Here is a 23,569-nt window from a genome sequence, read left to right as displayed (position 1 = left end):
ATTCCGGTTTGGGTCGTACGGTGTGGTCATGGAGGACGAGGACCGGCTGCGACAGGCGGGCCTGCGGGTGACCGCGGCCCGGCTGGCGATCATGCGGACCGTGCGGGAGGGCGACCACCTCGACGTGGACGCCGTCTATCACGGCGTGCGGGGCCGGGTCGGCCAGGTCTCCCTGCAGGCCGTCTACGACTCCCTGCACGCGCTGCACAGGGTCGGGCTCCTCCGGCGGATAGAACCCGCGGGCAGTCCCGCCCGGTACGAGACGCGAATCAATGACAACCATCACCATCTCGTCTGCCGCCGATGCGGGAAGGTCACCGACGTGGACTGCGCCGTCGGCCACGCCCCCTGTCTCGACCCGGTCTCCGACGCCGGATACCTGGTCGACGAGGCGGATGTGATTTTTTGGGGCGTGTGCCCCGGCTGTCGTTCCGAAGACACTCGATGAAGAGAACACCCGGAGGAACCTCTTATGAGCACCAGGCCCATCACCACCACCGATGCGGGAATCCCCGCGCCGAGTGACGAGCATTCCCAGTCGGTGGGCCCGAACGGGCCCCTGCTGCTGCAGGATCACTACCTGATCCAGAAGATGGCCCACTTCAACCGGGAGCGCGTGCCCGAGCGAGTGGTCCACGCCAAGGGTGGAGGCGCGCACGGCATCCTCCAGATCACCGAGGATGTCAGCCAGTTCACCAAGGCGGGCCTGTTCGCCAAGGGCAAGGAGACCCCGCTCTTCATCCGCTTCTCCTCGGTCGCCGGTGAGCTCGGCAGCCCCGACACCCAGCGTGACCCGCGCGGCTTCGCGCTGAAGTTCTACACCGAGGAGGGCAACTACGACCTCGTCGGCAACAACACGCCCATCTTCTTCATCCGCGACCCGCAGAAGTTCTCCGACTTCATCCACAGCCAGAAGCGCCGCGCCGACACCAACCTGCGCGACCACGACATGCAGTGGGACTTCTGGACGCTCTCGCCGGAGAGCGCCCACCAGGTGACGTTCCTGATGACCGACCGCGGCACCCCGGCGTCCTGGCGCCACATGCACGGCTTCGGCTCGCACACCTTCCTGTGGTACAACGCCGGCGGCGAGAAGTTCTGGGTCAAGTACCACTTCAGGACCGACCAGGGCATCAAGAACTTCACCGACGCCGAGGCCGGCGCGGTCATCGCGCAGGACGCCGACTTCCACATCCGCGACCTGCACACCGCGATCGCGAGCGGGAACCACCCGTCCTGGACGGTGAACGTCCAGATCATGCCGTTCGAGGCCGCCGCCGACTACCGGTTCAATCCGTTCGACCTGACCAAGGTGTGGCCGCACGCCGACTACCCCGAGATCACGATCGGCAGGTTCGTCCTGAACCGCAACCCGGCCAACTACTTCGCCGAGGTCGAGCAGTCGAGCTTCGAGCCGGCGAACCTGGTGCCGGGCATCGGCCCGTCCCCGGACAAGATGCTCCAGGGCCGGCTGTTCTCCTACCCGGACGCCCACCGCTACCGCATCGGCGTCAACTACCAGCAGCTGCCGATCAACGCGCCGAAGGCTCCCGTCCACAGCTACAACAAGGACGGCCACATGCGCTTCAACAACCCGGGCGACCCGGTCTACGCCCCCAACACCGTCGGCGGCCCCGCGGCCGACCCGGCGCTGTACGCGGGCGAGCACTACCAGGTGACCGGTGAGATCATCCGCTCCGCCTACACCCTGCACCGCGAGGACGACGACTTCGTCCAGCCCCGCGCCCTGTGGGAGAACGTCCTGTCCGAGACCGACCGCTCCCACCTGGTGAGCAACGTCGTCGGCCACGCCTCCGCCCCGGAGGTCACCGCCGAGACGAAGAAGCGCGTCGTCGAGTACTGGACGAACGTCCACAAGGACCTCGGCCAGGGCGTCGCCCAGGGCCTCGGCGTCACCGCCGATTAGTCACGGTGTTTCTCCTCGTACGGCTCGTTTCTCCCCGGAGATGCGGGCCGTACGGCTGTTCCAGGGCCTTCCCCTGCTTTTCAAAGGTGTTGTCCTGGCCGTCCAGGGCTTTTCCCTGCCTTCAAGGGCCGCCCCGGCTGCCCCCGGAGACACGGAAGGGGGCTGTCCCGTCGTTGGGCAAGCCCCCGGATCCTGGAAGGACGGCCACTCAGAGATCGAAGTCTCCGCCCTTCACCGCCGCGACGAACGCGATCCACCCGTGCCCGCCGAAGACCAGCACCGGCCCGGTCCTGTCCTTGCTGTCCCTGACCGCGAATCCCCGCCCGGGCAGGCGAGCCACCTCGACGCAGTTACCGCTCGCGGCACTGAGCCGGCTCTTTCGCCACAACGCCACAGACAGGTCCATGTCAGACACATCGCCACCTTTCTCCCACAAGACACCACGAGGCACTTTAAGGATGAAGGTGCAATCGGGAACTTACAAGACATTAAAGAGTGACCATCGCACCCGGCACGAAGGCTGCCGCGGCGCCTCGATGTGCGATGATTCCCCGAGGCCGTCGGCGGGCCGTCAATCCATCCGGCGGTCGAGGAATCAGAGATTCACGTTAATCCCAGTGGGCGGCTCCCGTGCTCCTCAGTGAGCGCCGGGGGCCGCTTCCGCTTACAGGTCGAACTCTCCGTCCCTGACGCCCTCGACAAAGGCCTTCCACTCGCCCGGAGTGAAGGAGAGGACGGGACCGGACCGATCCTTGCTGTCGCGGACCCCCACGTGTCCGCCACCCAGCGACGCCACCTCGACACAGTTGCCGTTGGTGCCGCTTCGCGCGCTCTTCTTCCAGATCACATCGTTGTGATTATTCGCGTTCATCATTCTTTCCGAAAATGACAAAATAACGGCAACTGAAATCCCGATGCCGCTACCTGTTCCAGTAGTCGATTGTTTGTTTGATCAGCTCCTGCGATGCCACCTCGTCGAGCGCACACTCCATAAGGTGGCCGAATGCCAGCTCGTAGCCGTAGACCATTTCCGCCTCCTCTACGAATCTTCCCCCGAAGAGGGATTCCATGTAGACGACGTCCGGGAAATCGGGAAAGGCCAGGTGCAGGAACGCACCCGTGGACACGGGCGGCGGAACGGCCTGGGGAAGAATTCGCATTTCCACGTGCTCCAACCTCGAGACCTCGATCAGGTGCACGAACTGGTCCCGCATGACGCGGGCGTCACCGTACTGGTTCCTCAGCACGGACTCGTGGAACACGCTCATGAAGGTCAGCGGATCGGAACTGTGCAGCAGGGTGCGCTGCCGTGCCATCCGTATCTCGACTCGGTCCCGGAGCCAGCTCGGCGGAACCTGGCTGGCATGCTGGTTCGCCTGAGCGACGGACCGGACGTAATCCTCTGTCTGGAGAAGGCCGGGGACGATCTGGGGTTCCCAGTTTCGCACCACCGTGGCCTCCGCCTCCATCCCGATAAGCGTGATGTAGTCATCGGGAACGGAGCTTCGATACTTCTCCCACCACCCCTTCTGGGCGGCGTCGTGCCGTAGCGCGACCAGGATCGCCTGAAGGGGTTCGTCAACCTCGTAAAGCTCGATGAGCGCCTCGACGTCGGCCTCCTTGGCCAGCGTCCTGGCGGTCTCGATGCGGCTGACCTTGGCCGTCGACCACTCCAGGCGGCTGGACACCTCGTCGCCGGTCATGTTCAGGCTCTCGCGAAGCCTGCGTAACTCCAGACCCAGCCGACGTCGACGGAGCGCTGGACTGCCGCGCTGCGGCATCACGACCTCCTCACCATGACGGGCGGGCGGGTGTCACGGCCTCAACAGGAACCTGACGAATGGTAGTGCAAATTACACGGATGATTGCAGTGCATCTGTGAAAGTTTATTGCTTTTTTCCTTACGGCAAGTCTTGCAGCCAAATCTATGCTGAGCGACTATCAGAACAGGAAGGTTCCCGAAAGGTCGGGGGAGTCACCGGCGATCATCCGGAGGGCGTCTTCGAGGACCTTCGTGAGCCGCGCGGCGTGGGACGGACGCGCGGCCGTTCGGCAACGGCGCCGTCTCTGACGGAACGGAGTTGACGCGGGGAGGCCAGCAGGGGGAGCACGGGAGTCGGCCGGCGACGGCCCAGAGTCGCACGCATCACAAGAGGGCGCCCTGATCGGGCGCAAAAAACACCGGGCCGGCGGCCACCGACCCGGTTGGCACAAGAACTCCGCGTCAAAGCCACGAAGGGAGTCTCCTATGTCCTTCCACCGTACCAACAGAACCCACGGAATCAAGACCTTCATCCTCGATCTGATCTATGTGAGCGACCGAGAGCTCTGCATGGACCAGGACGAGTGGGCCCACCGGCTCGGCTGGACCGTGACCAGGACCGGTTTCGGGGCCAGGCACTACCGCGAGCCCCGGTTCGACCTCCTCAAGGCCGAGCGGACCGCCGCTCCCGCCCTCGCCCTGGCACCCGTCCACGACAAGGGGGTGGGCGGCGATGTCGCGGCGTAACCCCCGCGGCGACCGCCACGGCCGCTTCGGCGGCAGGCCCCCCAGCCGGGCGGGTCTCCTCGTCCGGCTGTGGCGCTGGCGGACGGAGGTCATCCTGCTCGCCACCGCCTCGCTCCTCACGGTCACCGTGGTCCTCTCGCTCGGGGAGGGCGACTGGTGGCCGTTTCTCGTCGCGATCTGCGCCGTCGGCGTCCCCGCAGCCTCCGGCTTCGGGAGAAGCTGGGTGATCGCACACGTGTGGTGCCTGGTCTCCCGGCACCGCATCCAGAGGGCGTGCGCGGAGACCGGGATACACACCCGTTCCGGCCGGTTGCCGCTGATCCTGTGGATCACCCCCTCCGCCGCCGGGGAGAAGGCGCTCGTCCTCGCCAGGGCCGGAACCTGCGCCGAGGACTTCGACGCCTTCTCCGCCGAGATCGCGGCGGCGTGCTACGCCCGCGACGCCGTGGTCTCCCGGCACGGCAGGTGGGCGAACCTGCTGACCGTCGAGATCGTCCGGGGGGACGAGGTTCCCGGCCCCCCGGTGGGTCTCGACCGGCTCTACGCGCGGGCCGACTGGGTGAACCTGCGGGCGGAGCAGGAACCGGATGTCCGCCTCGCCACCGTCCCGCCCCCGGGACCGGACGAGTTCCCCGGACCGTGTCAACGGGCCGCGTGAGCTCCCCCGCCGGCGCCGACGGGCCAGGTGAGCTCCCCCGCCGGTGCCAACGGGCCGCGTGAGTTCCCCGGCCCGCGTCAACGGGAAGCCCCGGAGTTCGTACTCCGGGGCTTCCCCCCGTCCGGGGCCGGCGGCCATGATGAGTTCACTCACCGAACCCAGGAGTGCCGATGAGAACAGCTCACAGGACCTGTCCTCTCTGCGAGGCCGTCTGCGGCCTCCGGCTCACCCTCGACGACGCCGGGCACGTCACCTCGGTCAAGGGCGACCGGGACGACCCCTTCTCCAAGGGGTTCATCTGCCCCAAGGGCGCGAGCCTGGGCCGCCTCGACGAGGACCCGAGCCGGCTGGGCGTACCGATGATCCGGACGGGCGGCGAGTGGCGCGAGGCGTCCTGGGACGAGGCGTTCCGCACGGTCGAGGAGGGCCTCGGGGGCGTGATCGACGCCCACGGCCGCCGGTCGCTCGCCGTCTACCTCGGCAATCCGAACGCCCACTCCATGGCCGGCGCCCTCTACGGCAGGCCGCTGATCCGCGCCCTCGGCACCCGCAACGTCTTCTCCGCGAGCACCGCGGACCAGATGCCCAAGCACGTCTCCTGTGGCCTGATGCTCGGCGACCCGCTGGCCATCGCGGTGCCCGACCTGGACCGCACCGACTACCTGCTGATGCTCGGCGCCAACCCGCTGGAGTCCAACGGCTCGCTCTGCACCGCCCCCGACTTCCCCGGCCGCCTCAAGGCGCTGCGCGGGCGCGGCGGCAAGCTCGTGGTCGTCGACCCGCGCCGCACCCGAACCGCCGCCCTCGCCGACGAGCACCTGTTCGTACGCCCCGGCATGGACGCCTACCTGCTGTTCGGCATCGTCCACACCCTCCTCGCCGAGGACCTCGCCTCGGTCGGCGCCGGCATCGACGGCGTCGGGGTCAACGGGCTGGACGAGGTCAGGCGGCTGGCACGGGACTTCGCCCCCGAGGCGGTCGCCCCGATGTGCGGGGTGCCCGCCGGGGAGATCGTCCGGCTGGCGCGCGAGCTGGCCGCGGCTCCGACCGCCGCCGTCTACGCCCGCATCGGCACCTGCACCGCGGAGTTCGGCACCGTCGCGCAGTGGCTGGTCGACGTCGTCAACGTCCTGACCGGCAACTTCGACCGTCCCGGCGGGGTCATGTTCGCGAAGCCCGCCGTGGAGAACGGCCGCCGGAGCAGGCCGTACGCCACGGGACGCTGGCACAGCCGCGTCCGGGGGCTGCCGGAGGCGAACGGCGAGTTCCCGGTGGCCACCCTCGCCGACGAGATCGAGACGCCGGGTGAGGGGCAGGTCAGGGGGCTGGTCGTGGTGGCCGGCAACCCGGTGCTGTCGGCGCCGGGCGGACCCCGGCTGGACCGGGCCTTCCGCGACCTGGAGTTCATGGTCTGCGTGGACCCGTACCTGAACGAGACCACCCGGCACGCGAACGTCATCCTGCCGCCGCCGCGGGTGACGCAGTCACCGCACTACGACCTGACACTGCTGTCCTTGGCGGTCCGCAACTACGCGAGGTTCTCCCCGCCGGTCCTGCCGCTGGAGCCGGGGCGCCCGTCGGAGGCCGAGATCATGGCCCGGCTGGCGATGATCGCCTCGGGACAGGGCGCGGACGCCGATCCCGCCCTGCTCGACGAGCTGATCCTCGACCAGATGCTCCGCGGGGCCGTCGAGACGCCCGGCTCCCCGGTGGAGGGCGCGGACCCGGCCGAGCTGCGCGCCTCCCTGGACGGCGGCAGCGGAGCGGAGACGCGACTGGACGCCATGCTCAGGCTCGGCCCGTATGGGCTCTCCTTGGCCACCCTCCTGGCGAACCCGCACGGCATCGACCTGGGCGCGCTGGAGCCCCGGCTGGCGGAGATCGTCCGTACGGCCTCGGGACGGGTGGAGCTGGCCCCGCCGCAGCTGGTCGAGGACGCCGAGCGGCTGCGCGGGCGGCTGGCCGTCCCGCCCGCGGAGATCGTGCTGATCGGACGGCGCCACCTGCGCTCCAACAACAGCTGGCTGCACAACGTGGGACCGCTGGTCGGCGGGACCAACCGGTGCACCCTGCAGATCAATCCGGACGACGTGAGCAGGCTCGGGCTGGGCGAGCACGCCGTGGTGCGCTCGGCCGCCGGCGAGCTGGTCGTACCGCTGGAGCCGACCGACACGATCATGCCGGGGGTGGTGAGCCTGCCCCACGGGTGGGGACACGCCGGCACCTCGCAACCGGTGGCCGCCAGGCACCCGGGGATCAACGCGAACACGCTGACGGACGATTCCGTCGTGGACGTACCCTCGGGAAACGCCGTGTTCAACGGGGTTCCCGTCACACTCGGCCGGGCGTGATCCCATGATCGCTCGGAAAAGCGGGATCGACGCGCATTAGGCTTGCGCGCGTGACCACCCCTCCAGCACAGGACCGTCTGCACGCTCAGCTCGCCTTCGCCATGGAGATCGACAAGCTCAGACGCATCGTCCGCCGCAACACCCTCATGGACGGGTCGCGGCGCGAGAACGACGCCGAGCACTCCTGGTACGTGGGCATGCTGGCGATGGTCTTGGCCGAGCACGCACCACCGGGCACCGACCTCGACAGGGTCGTCGCGATGCTGCTCGTCCACGACATCGTCGAGATCGACGCGGGAGACACGTTCATCTACGACGCCTCGGCCGTCGAGGCCCAGCTGGGCATCGAGCGCAAGGCCGCCGACCGGATCTTCGGACTGCTCCCCTGTGACCAGGCCGCGCGGTTGCGCGAGCTCTGGGACGAGTTCGAGGAACGCAGGACACCGGAGGCCAGGTTCGCCAAGGCCCTCGACCGGATCGCGCCCATCATGGCGAACCATCACAACGAGGGCGGCACCTGGTCGCTGTACAAGGTGACGGCCGAGCAGGTGCTGGAGAAGGTGAAGATCATCGAGGAGGGGTCGGCGACACTGGGCGCCTACGCCACCGAAATCATCGCTCTCTCCGTCAGCCGAGGGCATTTGGCGCGTGCATAACGCCGTTCTCGGGTAGGTCCCTATGGTCGAGAAGGGGGCGATGGTGAAGGAAACCGTCAAAACAGGGCGCCGGACCTTCAGACGTCTGGTGCCCGGGGTCGAGCTCACCGATCGGATCGAGCGCTCACCCAGGGCCGACAGACCGATCCGCGTGCTCGCCAAGGCCGTGCGCCGGCGGATCGGTCCCGGACCGCTGCGTGACCTGCTCCACGGGGTGCCGATCGGCAAACCGCTCCATCCACCGCTCGCCAACCTCAGCCTGGGTCTCTGGGCGGCGACGGCCGTGCTCGACGTGACCCGCGCCGATCCGCGGGCGTCGCGGGTGCTGGTCGCCGGCGGTCTTCTCACCGCGATGCCCGCAATGGCGGCGGGCGTCACCGACTGGTCCGCGCTCCACCGCGAGCAGCAGCGGGTGGGGTTCGTGCACGCGATCGCCAACCTGACCGCCCTCGGGTTCTACGCCGGCTCGCTGGTGTTCCGGATGGCCGGGCGCGACCGGACCGGACGGGTGCTGTCGTTCGCCGGGCTGGGTGCCGCGAGCGTGGGCGGCTACCTCGGCGGCCACCTGGCCTACCGGCAGGCAGCCGGGGCCAACCACGCCGAGTCCGTCGCCCATCTGGTCCCGCTGGGCTGGCACGACCTGTGCGAGATCGGCGACCTGCCGGACGGGCGCCCGGTGACGAGGCGGCTCGGCTACATCGACCTGTTCGTGCTGCGCGTCGGCGCCGGTGTCACGGTGCTCGCCGACCAGTGCGCCCACCTGGCGGGCCCGCTGCACCAGGGGCGTCTGATCTCGGAGGAGGGGACCGCCTGCGTGGTCTGCCCGTGGCACGGGAGCACCTTCAGGCTCTCCGACGGAGCCGTCGTGCACGGCCCGGCCACCGCGCCCCAGCCGTCCTTCGAGACCCGGGTCCGCCGCGACGGGGTGCTCCAGGTCCGTCCCGCGCAGACATGACCGTACCCCGCGGGGATCTCCCTGCGGGGTGAGCCGCGAGTGGGCCGTGCCCGTCCGTCCCGCGCGGACATGACGCAGACGTGACTGAGCCCCGCGGGGACCTCCCCGCGGGGTGAGCCGTGTCCGTCCGGTCCGGCGCGGCTCCTGCGCCCCGCCCAGGCGTGACGGGTATGTCCCACCCAGGCGTGACGAGAACCGGCCCGCCGCCGGCTCGGCCTACGCCGGCTTGCCGTCGGCGGGGTGTTCGACCAGGGCGAGAATACGGCTGGACATGAAGCGGGCGGTGCGCACGGCCGTTCCGCTCCGGGTGACCTCGCTCACCTCGACAACGCCGCCTCGGGCGTTGGCCACCTCAACGCGGCGCCCCGCTCTGGTGGCGCTGACCTCGTAGGTACGGGAACTGTCTCCTGCGTCGATGACAACCTCGACTTTGTCACCTTTCATACCTGTATAGGTACCCGGTAGCGGGCAGGTTCACCCGTACACCAGTTTGACTATCGCCACTATTCCGATGCAGACGATGAACCAGCGCAGCACCGGGGCGGGCAGTCTCCTGCCGACCTTCGCGCCGAGGAAACCGCCGATCGCGGCGCCCAGCGCCACCATCAGGACCGCCAGCCAGTCGACCTCCGCGACCACGACGAACAGCAGCGCGGCGGCCGCGTTGACCAGCAGCGCGAGCACGTTCTTGGTCGCGTTGATCCGCTGCAGGCCGTCGTCGAGGAAGCTGCCCATCAGCCCGATGAGCAGCACGCCCTGGGCCGCGCCGAAGTAGCCGCCGTAGATGCCGCACACGAGGACACCGGCCCAGAGCCAGGGGCCACCGTGCGGGTGGGGGTGCTCCCGCCGGGCGCTCAGCCATCTGTTGAGCCTCGGCTGGATCACCACCAGCACGCACGCCACGCCGATCAGGACGGGCACGACGATGTCGAACGTCTCCGAGGGGAGGTAGAGCAGGAGCACCCCGCCGACCACCGCGCCGACCACCGCGGGAACCGCCAGCCTGACCAGCCTCCGGCGCTGCCCCCTCAGCTCCGCCCGGTAGCCGAGCGCGCCGGTCAGCGACCCGGGGACCAGGCCGATGGTGTTGGAGACGTTGGCGACGACCGGTGGCATGCCCAGCGCGACCATCGTCGGGAACGTGATCAGAGACCCGGAACCGACGACGGCGTTGATGCCCCCGGCCCCGATGCCGGCCACGAAGATCGCGGCCGCCTCCCACGGTGTCATGCGTTTCCCCTCACTGGTAAGGCTCGCGCCCATGACAGGTGCACGGCACTCACCGGATGCTAGGAGGAGATCGAGGGTTATCCGGTCGCGGGGGTGTCCTTAACGGGAGTGTCCTTGGCCGGGGATCCCTCCTTGAGCGGGGATTCCTTTCCGACCGAGGGCCCGTCCTTGACCGAGGGAGGCGAGGGGTCTGAGTACCCGTCCTTGTCCAAGGGGGCCGAGAAGTCCAAGGAGTCCAAGGGCCCGTCCTTGCCCAAAAGGTCCGAGGACCCGTCGCCCAAAAGGTCTGAGAAGTCCAAGGGGTCCGAGAAGTCCAAGGGATCCGAGGGCTCGTCCTTGCCCAAAGGGCCCAAGAGGTCAGGAGGGTCCAAGAGGTCCGGGGGCCCGTCCTTGTCCGGGAGAAGGTCCGTGAGGCGTTCGAGGACCCGCCTCAGGTCCGGCGGGACGATCCACAGCTTGCCGGCGTCCCCCTTGGCGAGCTCGGGGAGTGCCCGCAGGCATTCGCGGGCGAGAGGCTCCAGGTCGGGCCCGCCCTCGCGGACGGCGCGGAGGAGCATGACGATCGCGTCGGCCTCCCCCCTGGCCCGCGTCGCCCTGGCCTCGGCGTCGGCCCGCGCCCTGAGCACGGTGGCCTCCGCCTCGCCGCGGGCCGCCAGCACGGCGGCCTGCCTCCGGCCCTCGGCGGCGAGGACGGCCGCCTGTTTCTCCCCCTCGGCCGCGAGCAGCGCGGCCCGCCTGTCGCGGTCGGCGCGGGCGTGCCTCTCCATCGACTCCTGGACGGAGACGGGCGGGTCGATCGCCTTCAGCTCGACCCGGCCGACGCGAAGACCCCACGCGCCCGTGGCGTCGTCGAGCGCCTGGCGCAGCTCGGCGCCGATCTCCTCGCGGGAGGCCAGCACGCGGTCCACGTCCATCCCGCCGACCACGTCGCGCAGCGTGGTCGCGGTGAGCTGCTCGACGGCGACCAGGAAGTTGGCGATCTCGTAGGTCGCCGCGCGGGCATCGGCCACCTCGAAGGAGACGGCCGTGTCGACGGAGACGACGAGGTTGTCGGAGGTGACGACCGCCTGCGGTGGAAAGGCGACGACCTGCTCGCGAAGGTCGACCATGTCCTTGATCCGGTCGATGAACGGCACCACGAGGTTCAGCCCGGGACCGAGCGTCCTGTGGTAGCGCCCGAACCGCTCCACGACGCCCGCCGTGGCCTGCGGCACGACGCGAACCGTCCGGTGGACGGCGAACGCCGCCACGGCCACGACGACGAGTGCGGCGACAAGCGCTTCCATGAACCATCCCGGGCGGTCGAGTCACGTGGAACTCTTGACCCGGCAGGATATTTGCTTTTCCCTTCACCGGCCTTTGAACGACCGAAACAGTCTTGGAAGCGGCCCGGGGCCGTCTCAGAGCTGGTGCGCCCGCGCGTACCAGCGGCCGTCGCGCCCCCGATCCAGGGTGAGCGGGACGCTGAAGGTGCGCGACAGGTTCTCCGCGGTCATCACCTGGTCGATCGGCCCCTGAGCCACCACCGAACCGTGCCGGAGCAGCAGCGCGTGGGTGAACCCGCTGGGCACCTCCTCCACGTGGTGGGTGACCAGCACCATGGTCGGCGCCTTCGGGTCGTGCGCGAACATCGCCAGGCGGCGGACCAGGTCCTCGCGCCCGCCCAGATCCAGGCCCGCGGCGGGCTCGTCCAGCAGCAGCAGCTCCGGGTTGGGCATGAGCGCGCGGGCGATCTGGACCCGCTTGCGCTCCCCCTCGGACAGCGTGTTGAACCGGCGCCGGATCAGGTGGGCGCAGCCGAACTGGTCGATCAGCTCGACGGCGCGCGTGACGTCGTGGGAGTCGTACTCCTCCGTCCAGCGGCCGAGGATCGCGTACGAGGCGGTGAGCACCAGGTCGATGACCTTCTCCTCCGCCGGCACCTTCTCCGCCAGCGCGGCGCTCGCGAGCCCGATGCGGGGCCGCAGTTCGAAGACGTCACTCTGGCCGAGCCGCTCGCCCAGGATCTCGACGATGCCCTCGGTGGGGAACAGCATCGCCCCGACCACCTGCAGCAGCGTTGTCTTCCCCGCGCCGTTGGGACCGATGACGACCCACCGCTCGTCCTCGTGAACGGTCCAGTCGATCTCCCGCAGCAGGGCCGCTCCGTCCCTGCGGACGGTGACGTCCTGTAGCCGAAGCACCTGACCGCCCATCCCTTACGCCTCCTTGTGAATCGCTGGAACAAAACCTATTGCAGGACAAGCGCATATCGTGGATCGGTGCACCCTGATTCACCGATCTCGGCCACCCTGGTCTGCTGGGGCAACGCCTGGCTCGCCGGACAGGTCGGCCTCGACGAGGCCGCCGACCGCGTGGAACGGCAGGCAGGCCCCCAACTCGTCGCCGGTGAGACCGGCGACCTCCCCCTCCGCGGGTTCCTCGCCGACCTGCGGATCGAGGGCATGAAGTCGCTGCGACTGGCCCTCCCCGTCGCTGGCGACCCACTCGGGCTCACCGGACCGCCCCCCTTCAACTCCGCGGCCATCGAGGCCGGGCAGGCGGCGACAGCCGTGCTTCCCGACAGATGCCTCGGCCTGATCCCGGTAAACGACCGCCGCGGGTCATCGTACGCCGGGGTTCGCTGGACCGTGCTGGAGGCCCGTACCGCGGCCCCCGACCTGCCGTCCCTCGCCGAGGCCGAGCACGAGCTGACCCGCGCGATGCGCGTGGCCACCGACGCCCTGCTCGGAGTGGAGGGCCCGGCCCAGGGTCACCGGCGGCTGGAGATCGTGGACGACGGCCTGGCCCCCGGCTATCCCGCCAGGGCCCACCGGGTCGCCGCCCTGGCCGCCCGCCTCGCCGCGGTGCTCCGCGTCGCCGACGACCGCGGCCTCACCTCGGGCCAGATCGCCGTACGCGGTGAGGCCATGCGCGAGCTCGACCGCGCGGTACGCCGGGCCCGGGTGGTCGCCCACCACGCCATCACCGAGCTGGTCTGACGGCTCGGGGCCCGGGAGGCGGGCTTACTGAACGGAGGTGAGCCTCCAGAGCTTGACGGCGCGGTCCTTGCCCGCCGAGACGGCCAGCGTACGGTCGCCGACGGTCATGACGCCCACCGCGTAGACCCCGCCCTTGTGAGCCTTGACCGGCTTGCCGAGGGGCCTGCCCTCGGCCGGGTCCCAGAGCCGGACGGTCCCGTCCGTACTGCCCGACACCAGCACGGTGCGGCCGTCGACCTTGCCGAACGCCAGGGAGTAGACGTTGCCGCCGTGGCCCCCGAGCGGCTTGCCGATGGTCTTGGACGTCTTCGGGTCCCAGATCCTGATCTTCTTGTCCTTGCCGCCCGAGGCGATCACGGCGCGGTCGCCCAGCTTGCCGAAGGCCACCGAGAAGACCGGTCCGCTGTGCCCCTTGTAGGCCTTGCCGTACCGCTTCCTGGTGACGAGGTCCCAGACGCCCAGCGTCTCGTCGGCGCTGGCGGACACGACGACGGACCGCTTGCCGATCTTGCCGAAGGCGAGCCAGTTGATGTCGTTGCGGTGCGCGGAGATGGTTTTGAGCAGCCTGCGGCTCTTCAGGTTCCAGAAGTAGAGCGTGCCGTCGCCGTCGCCGGTGACGGCGACCGGTGAGCCGTTCACGGTGCCGGCCGCGGCGGCGAAGACCGCGATGGGGTGGTAGCCCAGGGCCTTGCTCTTGCGGGACTTCAGGCTCCACAGGCGGACGGAGTGGTCGTAGCCGCCGGTCACCGCGTACGGCTTTCCACCGAAGGTGACGGTGGCGACCGCGTAGACCTCGCCCCGGTGGCCGCGGAGCCGGTGGAGCCTCTTGTGCTTGGCCGGGTCCCAGAGCCCGAGCGAACCGTCCTGGCTGCCCGAGAGCAGCGTGGACCTCTTCCCGATCTTGATGCCGGCGAGAGACTGGACGGCCTTGGTGTGCCCCTTGAGCGTCTTGCCGTCCTGGCCGTCGAAGACCACCGTCGTGGCCGGCGGGGTGGGCGGCTCGGGCGGCCCCGAGGTCGGGGCGGCCGTGAGGCTCGCCGTAGGGGCGGGAGTCAGGACTTGCGTGGCGGGTGTGGGGGCCTGCGTGACCTGCGCGGAGGGAGTCTGGGAGACGGGCGCCGGGGACGGTGTGGAGGGAGCAGGGGGTGGCGGCTTCCGCGCGCCGTCACCGGCTAGGGCGCTCCGCGTGACCGGGGGGTCGTCAGGGGTCGCGAGATCGTCCCGCATGTTCGGCACCGCGATCAGCGCGGCGGCGGCCAGGGTCAGGGCTCCCGAGAGCACCCCGGTCACGAGGATGGCACGCCTGCGCCGCTTGCCGCGCTCGCCGGGCGCGGCGGGGGGCGCGTCGCCGAAGAGGTCGGGGCGCTGTGGTGGCGGCGGGGGGTAGGCCCCCTCGGGCGGCGCGGGAGGTGGAGCGGGCTGCCGGCCCACGGGCGTCAGGTTGCCGGGGTAGCGCGCGGGCCCGGCGGGGGAGGCGAAGGGGTTGGGCGCGGGCGATGGACCGCCCGGGGCACCGGGGCGCTTCCGGGAGGCACCGGGAGCCGCACCGGGCCCACCGCGCGGGGTGCCATCGGGACGGCCATCAGGGCGGCCATCAGGAGCGTCCGCCCGGCCGCCCGGGGTACGGCCGGGGGCGGCACCGGGCCTCCCGCCCTCCTGGTCCTCCCCCGACGGCCGCACCCACAGCGTCTCGGGGGCGGGCGCCCGCTCGTCGGCGCGCGGCGGGGACGCGAGCGGCACGGCGCCCCCGGACGGCGACGTGGGCCCGGACGGGGTGGCGGAGGTGGACGGGGCGACGGACGTGGGCACGGGAGGAACGGCCGCCCCGGACGGGGTCACGGGCGCGGGCGGGGTCGCCGGCGGAGTGCCGGACCCGGACGGGGTGCCGGACCCGGACGGGGTGCCGGACCCGGACGGGACGCCGAACCTGGAGGGGGTGACGGGCCTGGACGGGGTGCCGGACGCGGGCGGGGTGGCGGATGGAGTGCCGGCCCCGGAAGGGGTGCCGGACGGGACGGCGGGTGTCGCGGGCACGACGGGAACCTCGTCGGACTGGGTCTCCAGGAGCGAGAACAGCACCTCCGAGGCGCTGGGCCTTTCCTCGGCGTGTTTGCTGAGGCAGGAGGCGACGATCGGCCGCAGGGTGTCGGGGAGCGCGGACAGGTCCGGAGTCTCGTTCATCACCCGGTAGATGACCGCGGGCACGCTGTCCTGGCCGAACGCGGGCCGCCCGGTCGCGGCGAACGTCATCGTCAGACCCCAGCTGAACATGTCGGACGAGGGCTCGACGCGATGCCCCGAGACCTGTTCCGGCGACATGTAGGCGGGGGTGCCGACCACCCCGCTCGTCACGGTCATCGCCGAGTCCAGGGCCCTGGCGATGCCGAAGTCGATCACCCGGGGTCCGTCGGGGCCGAGCAGCACGTTGCTGGGCTTGAAATCGCGGTGCACGATGCCCGCCCGGTGGATGGCGGCCAGCGCGGTCACGGTGCCGACCGCGAGCCGGTGGAGCACGTTGCCGCTCCGTGGCCCCTCGGACTGCACGACCCGCTGCAGGGACACGCCCTCGACCAGCTCGCTCACGATGTAGGGGCGATCGCCGTCCATGTGGGCGCCCAGCACCTGGGCGGTGCAGAACGGCGCCACCCGGCGGGCGGCGGAGACCTCGCGGAGGAACCGGTCGCCGTCCATGCCGGTGTCGCTCAGCCGGGGATGGAGCAGCTTGATCGCGACCATCACCCCGTCGGGGCCCCGGCCCGCGTAGACCACCCCCTGCGCTCCCTCGCCCAGGCGACCGAGCAACCGGTAGTCGCCCAGTGACTCGGGGTCCTCCCTGCGCAGCGGGTTCGTGTCCGGCACGTGAGCCTCCCCGTTGTCCAGCCGTGAGGTGCTGGTATCCCCGAGTAACCAAAGATACGCAAACAAGTAATGTTCAGGTAGATCATTCACTCTTCCGGCGTGTCCTGCTTACGTCATAATTCATGAAACAAATGGTGACTACGATCACCCCTAGCTCGTGCGGAGACGCCCATGCGCCGAAGCTTCGGCACGCTTCTAGGTCTCAGCCTCATCACTCCGCTCGCGATTGTCCCCACCGCCTCGGCCGCCGCCACGAACGCGCCGTCCCTGGCTCCCTCCGGAGTCCCGCCCGCGTCCGCGGCGGGCGTTCTGGCCGCGGCCCCGTCCGGGGTACGGCAGGACAAGCCGTGGTCTGCGTTCAAGGTCACGGTGAAGGCCCCGAAACGGGTCAGGAACGGCCGCGAGTTCATGTACGAGGTCAAGGTCACCAACCGGGGACCTGTCAAGGCCGACTACTACTACGTCGGCGGGACCGTGCTGCCAAAAGGCATTAACGACACCGTTTACTACAAAGGCCCCAAAGGCACTGACTGCGACTTCTACGACGACGGCTTCTGGTGCGTGACGCCGTGGATCCTTGAGAAGGGTGAGTCGGACACGGTACGCATCTGGGTCAAGCTCAACAAGCGGACCAAGGGCACCGCGGTCGCCAAGCTCGGTGCCGACAGCTGGAACGTCCCGACCGGGGGCGGGGACCTCGGCCGCTCGGAATGGGAGCGGCTGGCCTTCCCCCACTGGTACTACCTCAAGACGGTCAAAACCAAGATCGTCCATCCCACGCCGCCCAAACCCAAGCCCAAGGGCGGAGGGGGCGGTTACAACCCGCCACCACCGCCACCCCCGCCGCCCCCACCCCCGCCGCCGCCGGACCGGCGCGAGGAGAAGAAGGACACCTGACGCCGTAGAGGTCCCGGCCTCCAACCGGGCACCACCGTCAGGCCAGGCCGTTCCGCACCGCGTAGAGAGCGGCCTGGGTCCTGTCCTGCACGCCCAGCTTCATCAGCACGTTGGAGACGTGGGTCTTCACCGTCTTCTCCGCCACCGCGAGCTGCCTGGCGATCTCCCGGTTGGAGCGGCCCGACGCGATCAGCGCGAGCACCTCGTGTTCCCGATCGGTCAGCGGCGCCACCTGCCTGCCCTCGTGCCCGCCCTCCCGCGCGGCCTGGACGGGCCCGGGACCGGACAGCATCGCCTCGGCGGCCTCGGGAGCGAGCAGCACCTGGCCGCCGTACACCGCCCGGATCGCCTGCACGAGCGCGGCCGGTTCGACGTCCTTGTAGAGGAAACCCGCCGCGCCCGCCCGCATCGCCGGGGCCACGTCGCCCCTGTCGCTCACCGAGGTCAGCACGAGCACCCTCGGCGACAGCCCCCGTTCTCCCAGCAGGAGCAGCGCGCCGAGCCCGTCGAGGACCGGCATCCTCAGGTCGAGCAGCAGCACGTCAGGGGCGAGAGACTCCACCAGGGCGACCGCCGCGGCGCCGTCGGCGGCCTCGCCGACCACGTCGAGGTCCTCCTGCAGGTCCAGGAAGGTACGAAGGCCCTGCCTGACGACCGGATGGTCGTCGGCGATCAGGACGCGGATCACCCGGTCACCTCCGTCGGGATCGCGGACAGCGGATCGCACGGCCCCTCCGTCGGGATCGCGGACAGCGGACAGCGGATCGCACGGCCCCTCCGGACCACGGGTCACAGGGTCGTCCCCCTTCACGCCCCCGATCACACGGGCACCTCGGTCATCTCCCTCCGGACCGCCGATCACACGGGCACCTCCATCCGGACGAGCGTGCCCCTCCCGGGCTCCGACCTCACCCGCATGTTCCCGCCGACGGCCTCCGCCCTGTCGCCCATCGAGGCGATGCCCAGCCCCCGCCCCGCCGCGTCGGTCACGTCGAACCCGGCCCCGTCGTCGCTCACCTCAAGGAACACGCGCCCGCCCGCGCAGCCCAGCCGCACCTCGACGGCACGCGCCGCCGAGTGCCTGGAGGCGTTGTGCAGTGCCTCCTGGGCCACCCGCAGGACGGCCACCTCGATCGCGGGTTCGAGCTCGCACACCGGGGACTCCTCGAACGAGAACGAGGCCGGGTGGAGCCGGTCCAGCAGGCGGACGTGCTTGCGGAGCGTCTCGGCCAGGCCGTGCCGGTCGAGCTCGGCCGGGCGGAGCTCCACGATCACCGCGCGCAACTCGGCCAGTGCCTCTCCGGCCAGCCGCTCCACCCGGTCGAGCTCCCGCAGCGCCCGCGCGGGATCGGCCACGACCAGCGACGCGGCGGCCTGTGCGGTGAGGCGCAGCGAGAACAGCTTCTGGGTCACCGCGTCGTGCAGCTCCCTGGCCATCCGGGTGCGCTCCTCCACCAGCGTGAGCTCCCGGCCCCGCTCGTACAGGCGGGCGTTGGTGAGGGCGATCGCGGCGTGCGCGGCGAACATGGTGAGCAGCCGCTGGTCGGCCTCGGTGAAACCGCCGGGGGCCCGCTTGTTGGACAGGAAGATGATGCCGAGCACCTCGTCCCCGTCGAGGATCGGCACCCCGAGGAAGTCCTTGAGCACCGGATGGGCGCGCGGCCAGTGTTCGAACCTGGGGTCCCTGCGGATGTCGGGCAGCCGGACCGGCGCGCCCTCGCGCAACATGGCGCCGAGCATGCCGTGCTGGCGGGGCATGGGCCCGATCTCGTCCCACTGCTCGTCGGAGATGCCCTCGGCGACGAACTCGGCGAACGCCCCCTGGTCGTCGGGCACCCCCAGCGCGGCGTAGCGGGCGTCCAGCAACCGCCGCGCCGACCGCACGATGACCTGGAGCACCTCACGGACCGACAGGTGCCTGGTCACCGCGAGGACGGCCGAGCTCACCGCGTGCAGCACGGCGTCCCGGTCCTCGCTCTCTGAGCTCACGAACCGACTCTAGGCGGCGGCGGACACCCGCCGCGTACGCCATCGGTCCTAGGCCCATCAGCCCACCCCGGGCCCGGTCCGGCGGCCGATGTGCGGCGGGGGCGCGGCTCCTAGCGTCGAGGCATGACGAAGACCGCACTCATCACCGGCGCCTCCCGTGGCCTCGGCCTGGCACTGGCCCGCTCCCTCGCCGCCGACGGCTGGCGGCTCATCCTCACCGCGCGGGGCGAGGACGCGCTGCGATCCGCCGCGGACGAGCTCGGCGCCCTCGCCCTGGCCGGAGACGTCGCCGACCCCGCTCACCGGGACCGGCTGGCGGGGGCCGTACGGGAACACGGCGGGCTGGACCTGCTGGTCAACAACGCGTCGGGGCTGGGCGCGGTCCCGCTGCCGCCGCTGGCCGGATACCCGGTCGACACGCTTGAGGAGCTTTTCCGGGCCAACGTGCTGGCCCCGCTGGCACTGATCCAGGCGAACCTGCGCTGGCTCAGGGAGCGGCGCGGCGCGATCGTGAACATCTCCTCCGACGCGGCGGTGGAGGCGTACGAGGGCTGGGGCGGGTACGGCGCGACCAAGGCGGCCCTGGAGCAGCTCTCCCACGTGCTGGCCGTCGAGGAGCCCGACGTCGCGATCTGGTGGGTTGATCCGGGCGAGATGTCCACCGCCATGCTCGCCGACGCGGTCGGTGCCGGGGAGGCGGCGGAGGCCCCGAGCCCGGAGACCGTCGTGCCCACCCTGCGGCGGCTGATCGCCGACCGCCCGGACAGCGGCCGGGTGAGGCACGGATGAACGTACGGGTCATCGAGCGAGGAGAGCGTATGAGAACCGTACGGGCGTGCGGGGAGGGGAGATGAGCACGCCCGCGGCGGACGCCATGGCCGCGGACTTCGTGCTCCCGCGCGAGCTGGAGGCGCACGAACCTCCGGAGGCCCGGGGGCTGGCCCGTGACGGGGTGCGCCTGCTGGTCTCCGACCGGGGCACCGGAGAGGTCGGCCACCACACGTTCGCCGAGCTTCCCGGCCTGTTGGGTCCCGGCGACCTGCTGGTGGTCAACAACTCCGGCACGCTTCCCGCCGCCGTCCGGCTGGACCGGCTCGCGGTGCACTTCTCCACCGAGCGCGAGGACGGGACCTGGCTGGTCGAGCTCCGCCGGCGCCGGGAGTGGGCGGGCTCTCCCGGAGGCCCCGAGGGCGCGGAGCCGGCCGGTGGGCCCTACCGGGGCGGCGCGGACGGGGAGTGGCTGCCGCTGCCGGGCGGGGCGACGCTGCGGCTGCTGGGGCGCGAGACGCCACGCCTGTGGCGGGCGAGCCTGGACCGCGAGGTCACGGGCTACCTCCGCCGGTACGGCGTGCCGATCCGCTACTCGTACGTGGACAGGGACTGGCCGCTGGCCGACTACCAGACCGTGTTCGGGGTGCGGCCGGGCAGCGCGGAGATGCCCAGCGCGGGGCGGCCGTTCACCACCGGGCTGGTGACCTCCCTGGTGTCGCGCGGGGTCGGGATCGCGCCGATCACCCTGCACACCGGGGTGGCGTCCCCGGAGAAGGACGAGCCGCCGTATCCGGAGCGGTTCGAGGTGCCCGAGGCCACCGCGCGGCAGGTGGAGCTCGTGCGCGAGTCCGGCGGCCGGGTGATCGCGGTCGGCACGACCGTGGTCAGGGCGCTGGAGACGGCCGCGCTGGCCACCGGCCGGGTCCGGGCCGCAGACGGCTGGACCTCGCACATCGTGACCCCCGAGGTCGGGGTGCGGGCGGTGAACGGCCTGCTCACCGGGCTGCACGAGCCGCGCTCCAGCCACCTGCTGATGCTGTCGGCGATCGCCGGCCGCGACCTGCTCTCGCGGTCGTACGCGGAGGCGCTCGGAGAGGGCTATCTCTGGCACGAATTCGGCGACGTCCACCTGATCACCGGTTAGCCGGCCAGTCAGTCACAAGGGTTTTCCAAGTCGGGCCTCGCATGCTGATCGGTGTTCGACGGAGATCGACGAAATCCGACTGGAGTAAAGAAATGCGCCGGCACCTGACCGCCTTCGCCGCCATCGCCCTGGCGGGAGGCATGCTGCTCACCCCCGGGACCGCGAACGCGGCGGCTCCCCGGATCACCGCCCCGCAGGGGGCCGCGAACCAGCCGCTCGCGCCGTTGAGGACGACCGTCTTCTATCCGCGCAGGGCCTGGGCGGGTGACTCGTACGTCTACACGCTCAAGATCAAGAACGTCGGCAGGTGGTACACCGACATCGCCTACGTCGGCGGACACCTTCCCTCGCAGGTCTCCAGGATCCGCATCACGGGCAAGCCCTCCGGCTCGTACTGCGAGGTCTCGGGGCGCGAGGTGGGCTGCCTGCTCGACACCCTGAACCCCGGCAGGACGGCCACCCTCAAGGTCAGGGTCTGGCTGAAGAACGGCGCCCGGGGCACCGCGACCGCCAATTTCGGTTCGGTCTCGATCGACGTCCCCGCGGGCGGGCTGGAAACCCTCGACATCCACGGCATCGACATCGGCACCGACGTCAAGTACGTGCGGGTGAAGACCCAGGTCCTCCGCTAGCCGCACATTTCGCACGCGACCTTCTGACCAGGGGCGATTACCGAAGGCCAGAGAAAATGGCGCGCCCGGAAACGCTCCTGGCGGTAACGACGCGGTCGCGCGGGACGGGCCCGCGCGGAACCTTGTGCCGTCCGGTACGACGCCACATCGAACGGCTCCATTCAAATCATGCAACGAAATATAATTTCTCTTTACATCTATGTATGTGATAAAACGCTGCGGACTTTATGGGACGTTCCACACGTCCCCCTGACTCTTCAGCTGGGAGACGTTTGATGCGCCACCCGATCTCCAAGATCGTCGCTCTTGCTCTGGTCACCCCGCTGGCCGGCGGCATGTTCCTCGCCGCCCCCGCGTCGGCCGCTTCGGCGCAGGCACCGGCGGCGGCCGTCAAGGCGGAGCCGTACTCCACCTTCGCGGTCACCGTCTCCGCGCCGAAGAAGGTCAAGGCGAACGGGAAGATCACCTACAAGATCAAGGCCGTTAACAAAGGCCCTTACGAGGCCGACCTCCTCTACTTTGGCGGCCAGCTGCCCAAGGGCTCGAAGCTCACTGCGGTCGGCGGCCCCAAGGGCACCGAATGTGACAGCTACGAGGACGGGTTCTGGTGCTGGGTCCCCCACATCGTGAAAGTCGGTGACTACGAGACCATGGCGATCACGGTGAAGCTCGGCAAGAAGTCGGGACGGACCGCCGAGGCCGTCCTCGGCGTCGACAGCTACGACGTCCCGACCGGCGCCGACACCCTCTCCAGGGACGAGCTGGAGCGCATGGGCCTCAAGCACTGGTATTTCGTGAAGAAGGTCAAGACCCAGATCGCGCGCTGACCCCGCCCTTCAAGAGGCCCCGTCCTGCCGCAGGCCGGGGCCTCCGCCCTTTTCCGGACCCCTTCGCGCTCCGGCCCCCTTCGCGTTCCGGGACCTTTCACGTTCCGGGACCTTTCACGTTCCGGGACCTTTCGTGCCCCTGAACTTTTCGCTCGGGAACGTCACCCGCGCCGACGCGTTTCCCGCCCCCGTCGGGGGCCGACGCGTCGTCCTCGCGTCCCCGCGTTCGGCTCGGCATCCGGATTCCGATCCGCCGGGAGGCCGTCGTTCGCGGACCCGGTCCCCCGCAACGGTGCGGGCAACCTCATATACACCGCGCCCGCGAACCAGGCAGGATCTCCCCATGGCGAGTTCAGGACGGTGCGCGATCCATGGCTGATCTGAGAGTCGTCCTGGCCGAGGACCACTACCTGGTGCGCGAGGGCACCCGCAGGCTCCTGGAGACCTCCGGCGAGATCGAGGTGGTGGCCGCCGTGGGCACCGCGGACGAGCTGCTCGACGCCGCCAGGCGGCTGCGTCCCGGCGTGGTGGTGACCGACATCCGGATGCCGGGCTCGGCCGATCTCGTCCGCCCGGGGATGGAGGGCATCGACGCGGCACACCTCATCCGCGCCGCCTCACGGGACATCGGGGTCGTGGTGCTCTCCCAGTTCTCCGACGCGATGTTCGCCCTAGACCTGTTCAGGGACGGCACCGAGGGTCGCGCGTACCTGCTCAAGGACCGGGTCGGTGACATCGACGAGCTGCTCGGCGCGATCAGGTCGGTGGCCGGGGGCGGCTCGGTGATCGACCCCAAGGTGGTGGAGGGCCTGCTGGCCAAGCGCGGGGTACGCGGCAGTCCCCCGCCCGCGGAGCTGACGCCCAGGGAGCTGGACGTGCTCAGGGAGATGGCGCACGGCCTGTCCAACGGGGGCATCGCCCGCGCCCTGCACCTGTCGGTCTCCGCGATCGAGAAGCACGTCAACTCGATCTTCATGAAGCTGGCCCTGGAGAACAGCCCCGACACCCACCGCCGGGTGGCGGCCGTCATCACCTATCTGGGCTCGGCCTAGCCAGGGCCGGGGCGCTCCGGGCTCGGCTCAGCCGGAACGCGGGACCGGCGCGGAAGCGGTTCGGTCGCCATATGCCGCCGTGATCACCGGTACTCGCCGTGATCACCGGTACTCGCCGTGAGCGCCGGTAC

24 protein-coding genes are annotated in these 23,569 nt (G+C 70.4%); 14 read left to right on the top strand and 10 right to left on the bottom strand.

Translation table 11 applies throughout. From position 1 onward, the window contains the following. Positions 1-28: 28 nt before the first annotated feature. Entirely contained in the window at positions 29-448 is a 420-nt protein-coding gene (locus OG587_RS09965; protein ID WP_329088980.1) for a Fur family transcriptional regulator, read from the top strand. Positions 449-472: 24 nt separating this feature from the next. After that, positions 473-1,927: a catalase gene (locus OG587_RS09960; protein WP_329088978.1), complete on the top strand. Its 1,455-nt coding sequence runs from the start codon at positions 473-475 to the stop codon at positions 1,925-1,927. A gap of 208 nt (positions 1,928-2,135) precedes the next feature. Here the strand turns inward: OG587_RS09960 and OG587_RS09955 are convergent, their stop codons facing one another. From OG587_RS09955 to OG587_RS09945, 3 genes are all read right to left on the bottom strand, one after another. After that, on the bottom strand, positions 2,136-2,333 hold the full coding sequence (locus tag OG587_RS09955; RefSeq protein WP_329093802.1) for a DUF397 domain-containing protein: 198 nt from the start codon (positions 2,331-2,333) through the stop codon (positions 2,136-2,138). 258 nt (positions 2,334-2,591) lie between these two features. After that, positions 2,592-2,774, bottom strand: coding sequence for a DUF397 domain-containing protein (locus tag OG587_RS09950; RefSeq protein WP_329088977.1), 183 nt, complete (start codon positions 2,772-2,774; stop codon positions 2,592-2,594). Between the two features lie 73 nt (positions 2,775-2,847). Beyond that, the gene (locus tag OG587_RS09945; RefSeq protein WP_329088974.1) at positions 2,848-3,708 is read right to left on the bottom strand and encodes a helix-turn-helix domain-containing protein; all 861 of its coding nucleotides are present in this window, start codon (positions 3,706-3,708) and stop codon (positions 2,848-2,850) included. A 467-nt stretch (positions 3,709-4,175) separates the two neighbouring features. Here OG587_RS09945 and OG587_RS09940 point away from each other — a divergent pair, with 467 nt between their 5' ends. The 5 genes from OG587_RS09940 to OG587_RS09920 all read left to right on the top strand — a co-directional run bounded on the left by OG587_RS09940 (position 4,176) and on the right by OG587_RS09920 (position 9,056). Then, positions 4,176-4,436 (top strand): hypothetical protein, encoded by a 261-nt coding sequence (locus tag OG587_RS09940; protein ID WP_329088972.1) that lies wholly within the window; start codon positions 4,176-4,178, stop codon positions 4,434-4,436. Beyond that, positions 4,423-5,094 (top strand): hypothetical protein, encoded by a 672-nt coding sequence (locus tag OG587_RS09935; protein WP_329088971.1) that lies wholly within the window; start codon positions 4,423-4,425, stop codon positions 5,092-5,094. Before OG587_RS09940 ends, OG587_RS09935 begins: the two co-directional genes overlap by 14 nt. A gap of 170 nt (positions 5,095-5,264) precedes the next feature. Further along, entirely contained in the window at positions 5,265-7,445 is a 2,181-nt protein-coding gene (locus OG587_RS09930) for a molybdopterin-dependent oxidoreductase (RefSeq protein ID WP_329088970.1), read from the top strand. Between the two features lie 101 nt (positions 7,446-7,546). Further along, positions 7,547-8,101, top strand: a complete 555-nt coding sequence (locus OG587_RS09925; RefSeq protein WP_329093800.1) for an HD domain-containing protein — start codon at positions 7,547-7,549, stop codon at positions 8,099-8,101. Positions 8,102-8,141: 40 nt separating this feature from the next. Beyond that, positions 8,142-9,056, top strand: a complete 915-nt coding sequence (locus OG587_RS09920) for a Rieske 2Fe-2S domain-containing protein (RefSeq protein WP_329088969.1) — start codon at positions 8,142-8,144, stop codon at positions 9,054-9,056. 216 nt (positions 9,057-9,272) lie between these two features. Here OG587_RS09920 and OG587_RS09915 read toward each other — a convergent pair whose 3' ends face one another. From OG587_RS09915 to OG587_RS09900, 4 genes are all read right to left on the bottom strand, one after another. Beyond that, complete coding sequence (locus tag OG587_RS09915; RefSeq protein ID WP_329088968.1) at positions 9,273-9,500, bottom strand: hypothetical protein; 228 nt, start codon at positions 9,498-9,500, stop codon at positions 9,273-9,275. A 30-nt stretch (positions 9,501-9,530) separates the two neighbouring features. Next, entirely contained in the window at positions 9,531-10,286 is a 756-nt protein-coding gene (locus OG587_RS09910; protein ID WP_329088966.1) for a sulfite exporter TauE/SafE family protein, read from the bottom strand. Between the two features lie 77 nt (positions 10,287-10,363). Beyond that, positions 10,364-11,572: an SPFH domain-containing protein gene (locus OG587_RS09905; protein ID WP_329088965.1), complete on the bottom strand. Its 1,209-nt coding sequence runs from the start codon at positions 11,570-11,572 to the stop codon at positions 10,364-10,366. Between the two features lie 114 nt (positions 11,573-11,686). Beyond that, a complete protein-coding gene (locus tag OG587_RS09900; protein WP_329088963.1) occupies positions 11,687-12,481 on the bottom strand; it encodes an ABC transporter ATP-binding protein in 795 nt (264 codons plus the stop codon). A 66-nt stretch (positions 12,482-12,547) separates the two neighbouring features. Between OG587_RS09900 and OG587_RS09895 the strand changes: the two genes are divergently transcribed. After that, the gene (locus tag OG587_RS09895; RefSeq protein WP_329088961.1) at positions 12,548-13,267 is read left to right on the top strand and encodes a hypothetical protein; all 720 of its coding nucleotides are present in this window, start codon (positions 12,548-12,550) and stop codon (positions 13,265-13,267) included. A gap of 24 nt (positions 13,268-13,291) precedes the next feature. Here OG587_RS09895 and OG587_RS09890 read toward each other — a convergent pair whose 3' ends face one another. Further along, positions 13,292-16,126, bottom strand: a complete 2,835-nt coding sequence (locus OG587_RS09890) for a protein kinase domain-containing protein (RefSeq protein WP_329088959.1) — start codon at positions 16,124-16,126, stop codon at positions 13,292-13,294. Between the two features lie 171 nt (positions 16,127-16,297). Between OG587_RS09890 and OG587_RS09885 the strand changes: the two genes are divergently transcribed. Further along, positions 16,298-17,023 (top strand): hypothetical protein, encoded by a 726-nt coding sequence (locus OG587_RS09885; protein ID WP_329088957.1) that lies wholly within the window; start codon positions 16,298-16,300, stop codon positions 17,021-17,023. Between the two features lie 37 nt (positions 17,024-17,060). Here OG587_RS09885 and OG587_RS09880 read toward each other — a convergent pair whose 3' ends face one another. After that, on the bottom strand, positions 17,061-17,711 hold the full coding sequence (locus OG587_RS09880; RefSeq protein ID WP_329093798.1) for a response regulator transcription factor: 651 nt from the start codon (positions 17,709-17,711) through the stop codon (positions 17,061-17,063). A 170-nt stretch (positions 17,712-17,881) separates the two neighbouring features. Continuing rightward, positions 17,882-19,012, bottom strand: a complete 1,131-nt coding sequence (locus OG587_RS09875) for a GAF domain-containing sensor histidine kinase (RefSeq protein ID WP_329088956.1) — start codon at positions 19,010-19,012, stop codon at positions 17,882-17,884. Positions 19,013-19,135: 123 nt separating this feature from the next. Here OG587_RS09875 and OG587_RS09870 point away from each other — a divergent pair, with 123 nt between their 5' ends. From OG587_RS09870 to OG587_RS09850, 5 genes are all read left to right on the top strand, one after another. After that, entirely contained in the window at positions 19,136-19,801 is a 666-nt protein-coding gene (locus tag OG587_RS09870) for an SDR family NAD(P)-dependent oxidoreductase (protein ID WP_329088954.1), read from the top strand. Between the two features lie 61 nt (positions 19,802-19,862). Beyond that, entirely contained in the window at positions 19,863-20,927 is a 1,065-nt protein-coding gene (locus tag OG587_RS09865) for an S-adenosylmethionine:tRNA ribosyltransferase-isomerase (RefSeq protein WP_329088952.1), read from the top strand. Positions 20,928-21,019: 92 nt separating this feature from the next. Continuing rightward, a complete protein-coding gene (locus OG587_RS09860; protein ID WP_329088949.1) occupies positions 21,020-21,559 on the top strand; it encodes a hypothetical protein in 540 nt (179 codons plus the stop codon). 275 nt (positions 21,560-21,834) lie between these two features. After that, positions 21,835-22,386, top strand: coding sequence for a hypothetical protein (locus OG587_RS09855; RefSeq protein WP_329088947.1), 552 nt, complete (start codon positions 21,835-21,837; stop codon positions 22,384-22,386). A 371-nt stretch (positions 22,387-22,757) separates the two neighbouring features. Next, on the top strand, positions 22,758-23,438 hold the full coding sequence (locus tag OG587_RS09850) for a response regulator transcription factor (protein ID WP_329088945.1): 681 nt from the start codon (positions 22,758-22,760) through the stop codon (positions 23,436-23,438). The last annotated feature ends 131 nt before the right edge of the window (positions 23,439-23,569 follow it).

Origin of the sequence: Streptosporangium sp. NBC_01469, from assembly GCF_036227305.1 — a bacterium.
In the GTDB taxonomy this organism is placed as follows: domain Bacteria; phylum Actinomycetota; class Actinomycetes; order Streptosporangiales; family Streptosporangiaceae; genus Streptosporangium.
Note: the sequence above shows the minus strand (reverse complement) of the source record. Positions and strands in the feature narration are given on the sequence as shown.

Bases quoted from the DNA above. Each gene is read 5' to 3' on its own strand.
- OG587_RS09965 (WP_329088980.1), top strand. From the start codon at position 29: ATGGAGGACGAGGACCGGCTGCGACAGGCGGGCCTGCGGGTGACCGCG.
- OG587_RS09960 (WP_329088978.1), top strand. From the start codon at position 473: ATGAGCACCAGGCCCATCACCACCACCGATGCGGGAATCCCCGCGCCG.
- OG587_RS09955 (WP_329093802.1), bottom strand. From the start codon at position 2,333: ATGGACCTGTCTGTGGCGTTGTGGCGAAAGAGCCGGCTCAGTGCCGCG.
- OG587_RS09945 (WP_329088974.1), bottom strand. From the start codon at position 3,708: ATGCCGCAGCGCGGCAGTCCAGCGCTCCGTCGACGTCGGCTGGGTCTG.
- OG587_RS09940 (WP_329088972.1), top strand. From the start codon at position 4,176: ATGTCCTTCCACCGTACCAACAGAACCCACGGAATCAAGACCTTCATC.
- OG587_RS09935 (WP_329088971.1), top strand. From the start codon at position 4,423: ATGTCGCGGCGTAACCCCCGCGGCGACCGCCACGGCCGCTTCGGCGGC.
- OG587_RS09930 (WP_329088970.1), top strand. From the start codon at position 5,265: ATGAGAACAGCTCACAGGACCTGTCCTCTCTGCGAGGCCGTCTGCGGC.
- OG587_RS09925 (WP_329093800.1), top strand. From the start codon at position 7,547: ATGGAGATCGACAAGCTCAGACGCATCGTCCGCCGCAACACCCTCATG.
- OG587_RS09920 (WP_329088969.1), top strand. From the start codon at position 8,142: ATGGTGAAGGAAACCGTCAAAACAGGGCGCCGGACCTTCAGACGTCTG.
- OG587_RS09915 (WP_329088968.1), bottom strand. From the start codon at position 9,500: ATGAAAGGTGACAAAGTCGAGGTTGTCATCGACGCAGGAGACAGTTCC.
- OG587_RS09910 (WP_329088966.1), bottom strand. From the start codon at position 10,286: ATGACACCGTGGGAGGCGGCCGCGATCTTCGTGGCCGGCATCGGGGCC.
- OG587_RS09905 (WP_329088965.1), bottom strand. From the start codon at position 11,572: ATGGAAGCGCTTGTCGCCGCACTCGTCGTCGTGGCCGTGGCGGCGTTC.
- OG587_RS09900 (WP_329088963.1), bottom strand. From the start codon at position 12,481: ATGGGCGGTCAGGTGCTTCGGCTACAGGACGTCACCGTCCGCAGGGAC.
- OG587_RS09885 (WP_329088957.1), top strand. From the start codon at position 16,298: ATGCGCCGAAGCTTCGGCACGCTTCTAGGTCTCAGCCTCATCACTCCG.
- OG587_RS09870 (WP_329088954.1), top strand. From the start codon at position 19,136: ATGACGAAGACCGCACTCATCACCGGCGCCTCCCGTGGCCTCGGCCTG.
- OG587_RS09865 (WP_329088952.1), top strand. From the start codon at position 19,863: ATGAGCACGCCCGCGGCGGACGCCATGGCCGCGGACTTCGTGCTCCCG.
- OG587_RS09860 (WP_329088949.1), top strand. From the start codon at position 21,020: ATGCGCCGGCACCTGACCGCCTTCGCCGCCATCGCCCTGGCGGGAGGC.
- OG587_RS09855 (WP_329088947.1), top strand. From the start codon at position 21,835: ATGCGCCACCCGATCTCCAAGATCGTCGCTCTTGCTCTGGTCACCCCG.
- OG587_RS09850 (WP_329088945.1), top strand. From the start codon at position 22,758: ATGGCTGATCTGAGAGTCGTCCTGGCCGAGGACCACTACCTGGTGCGC.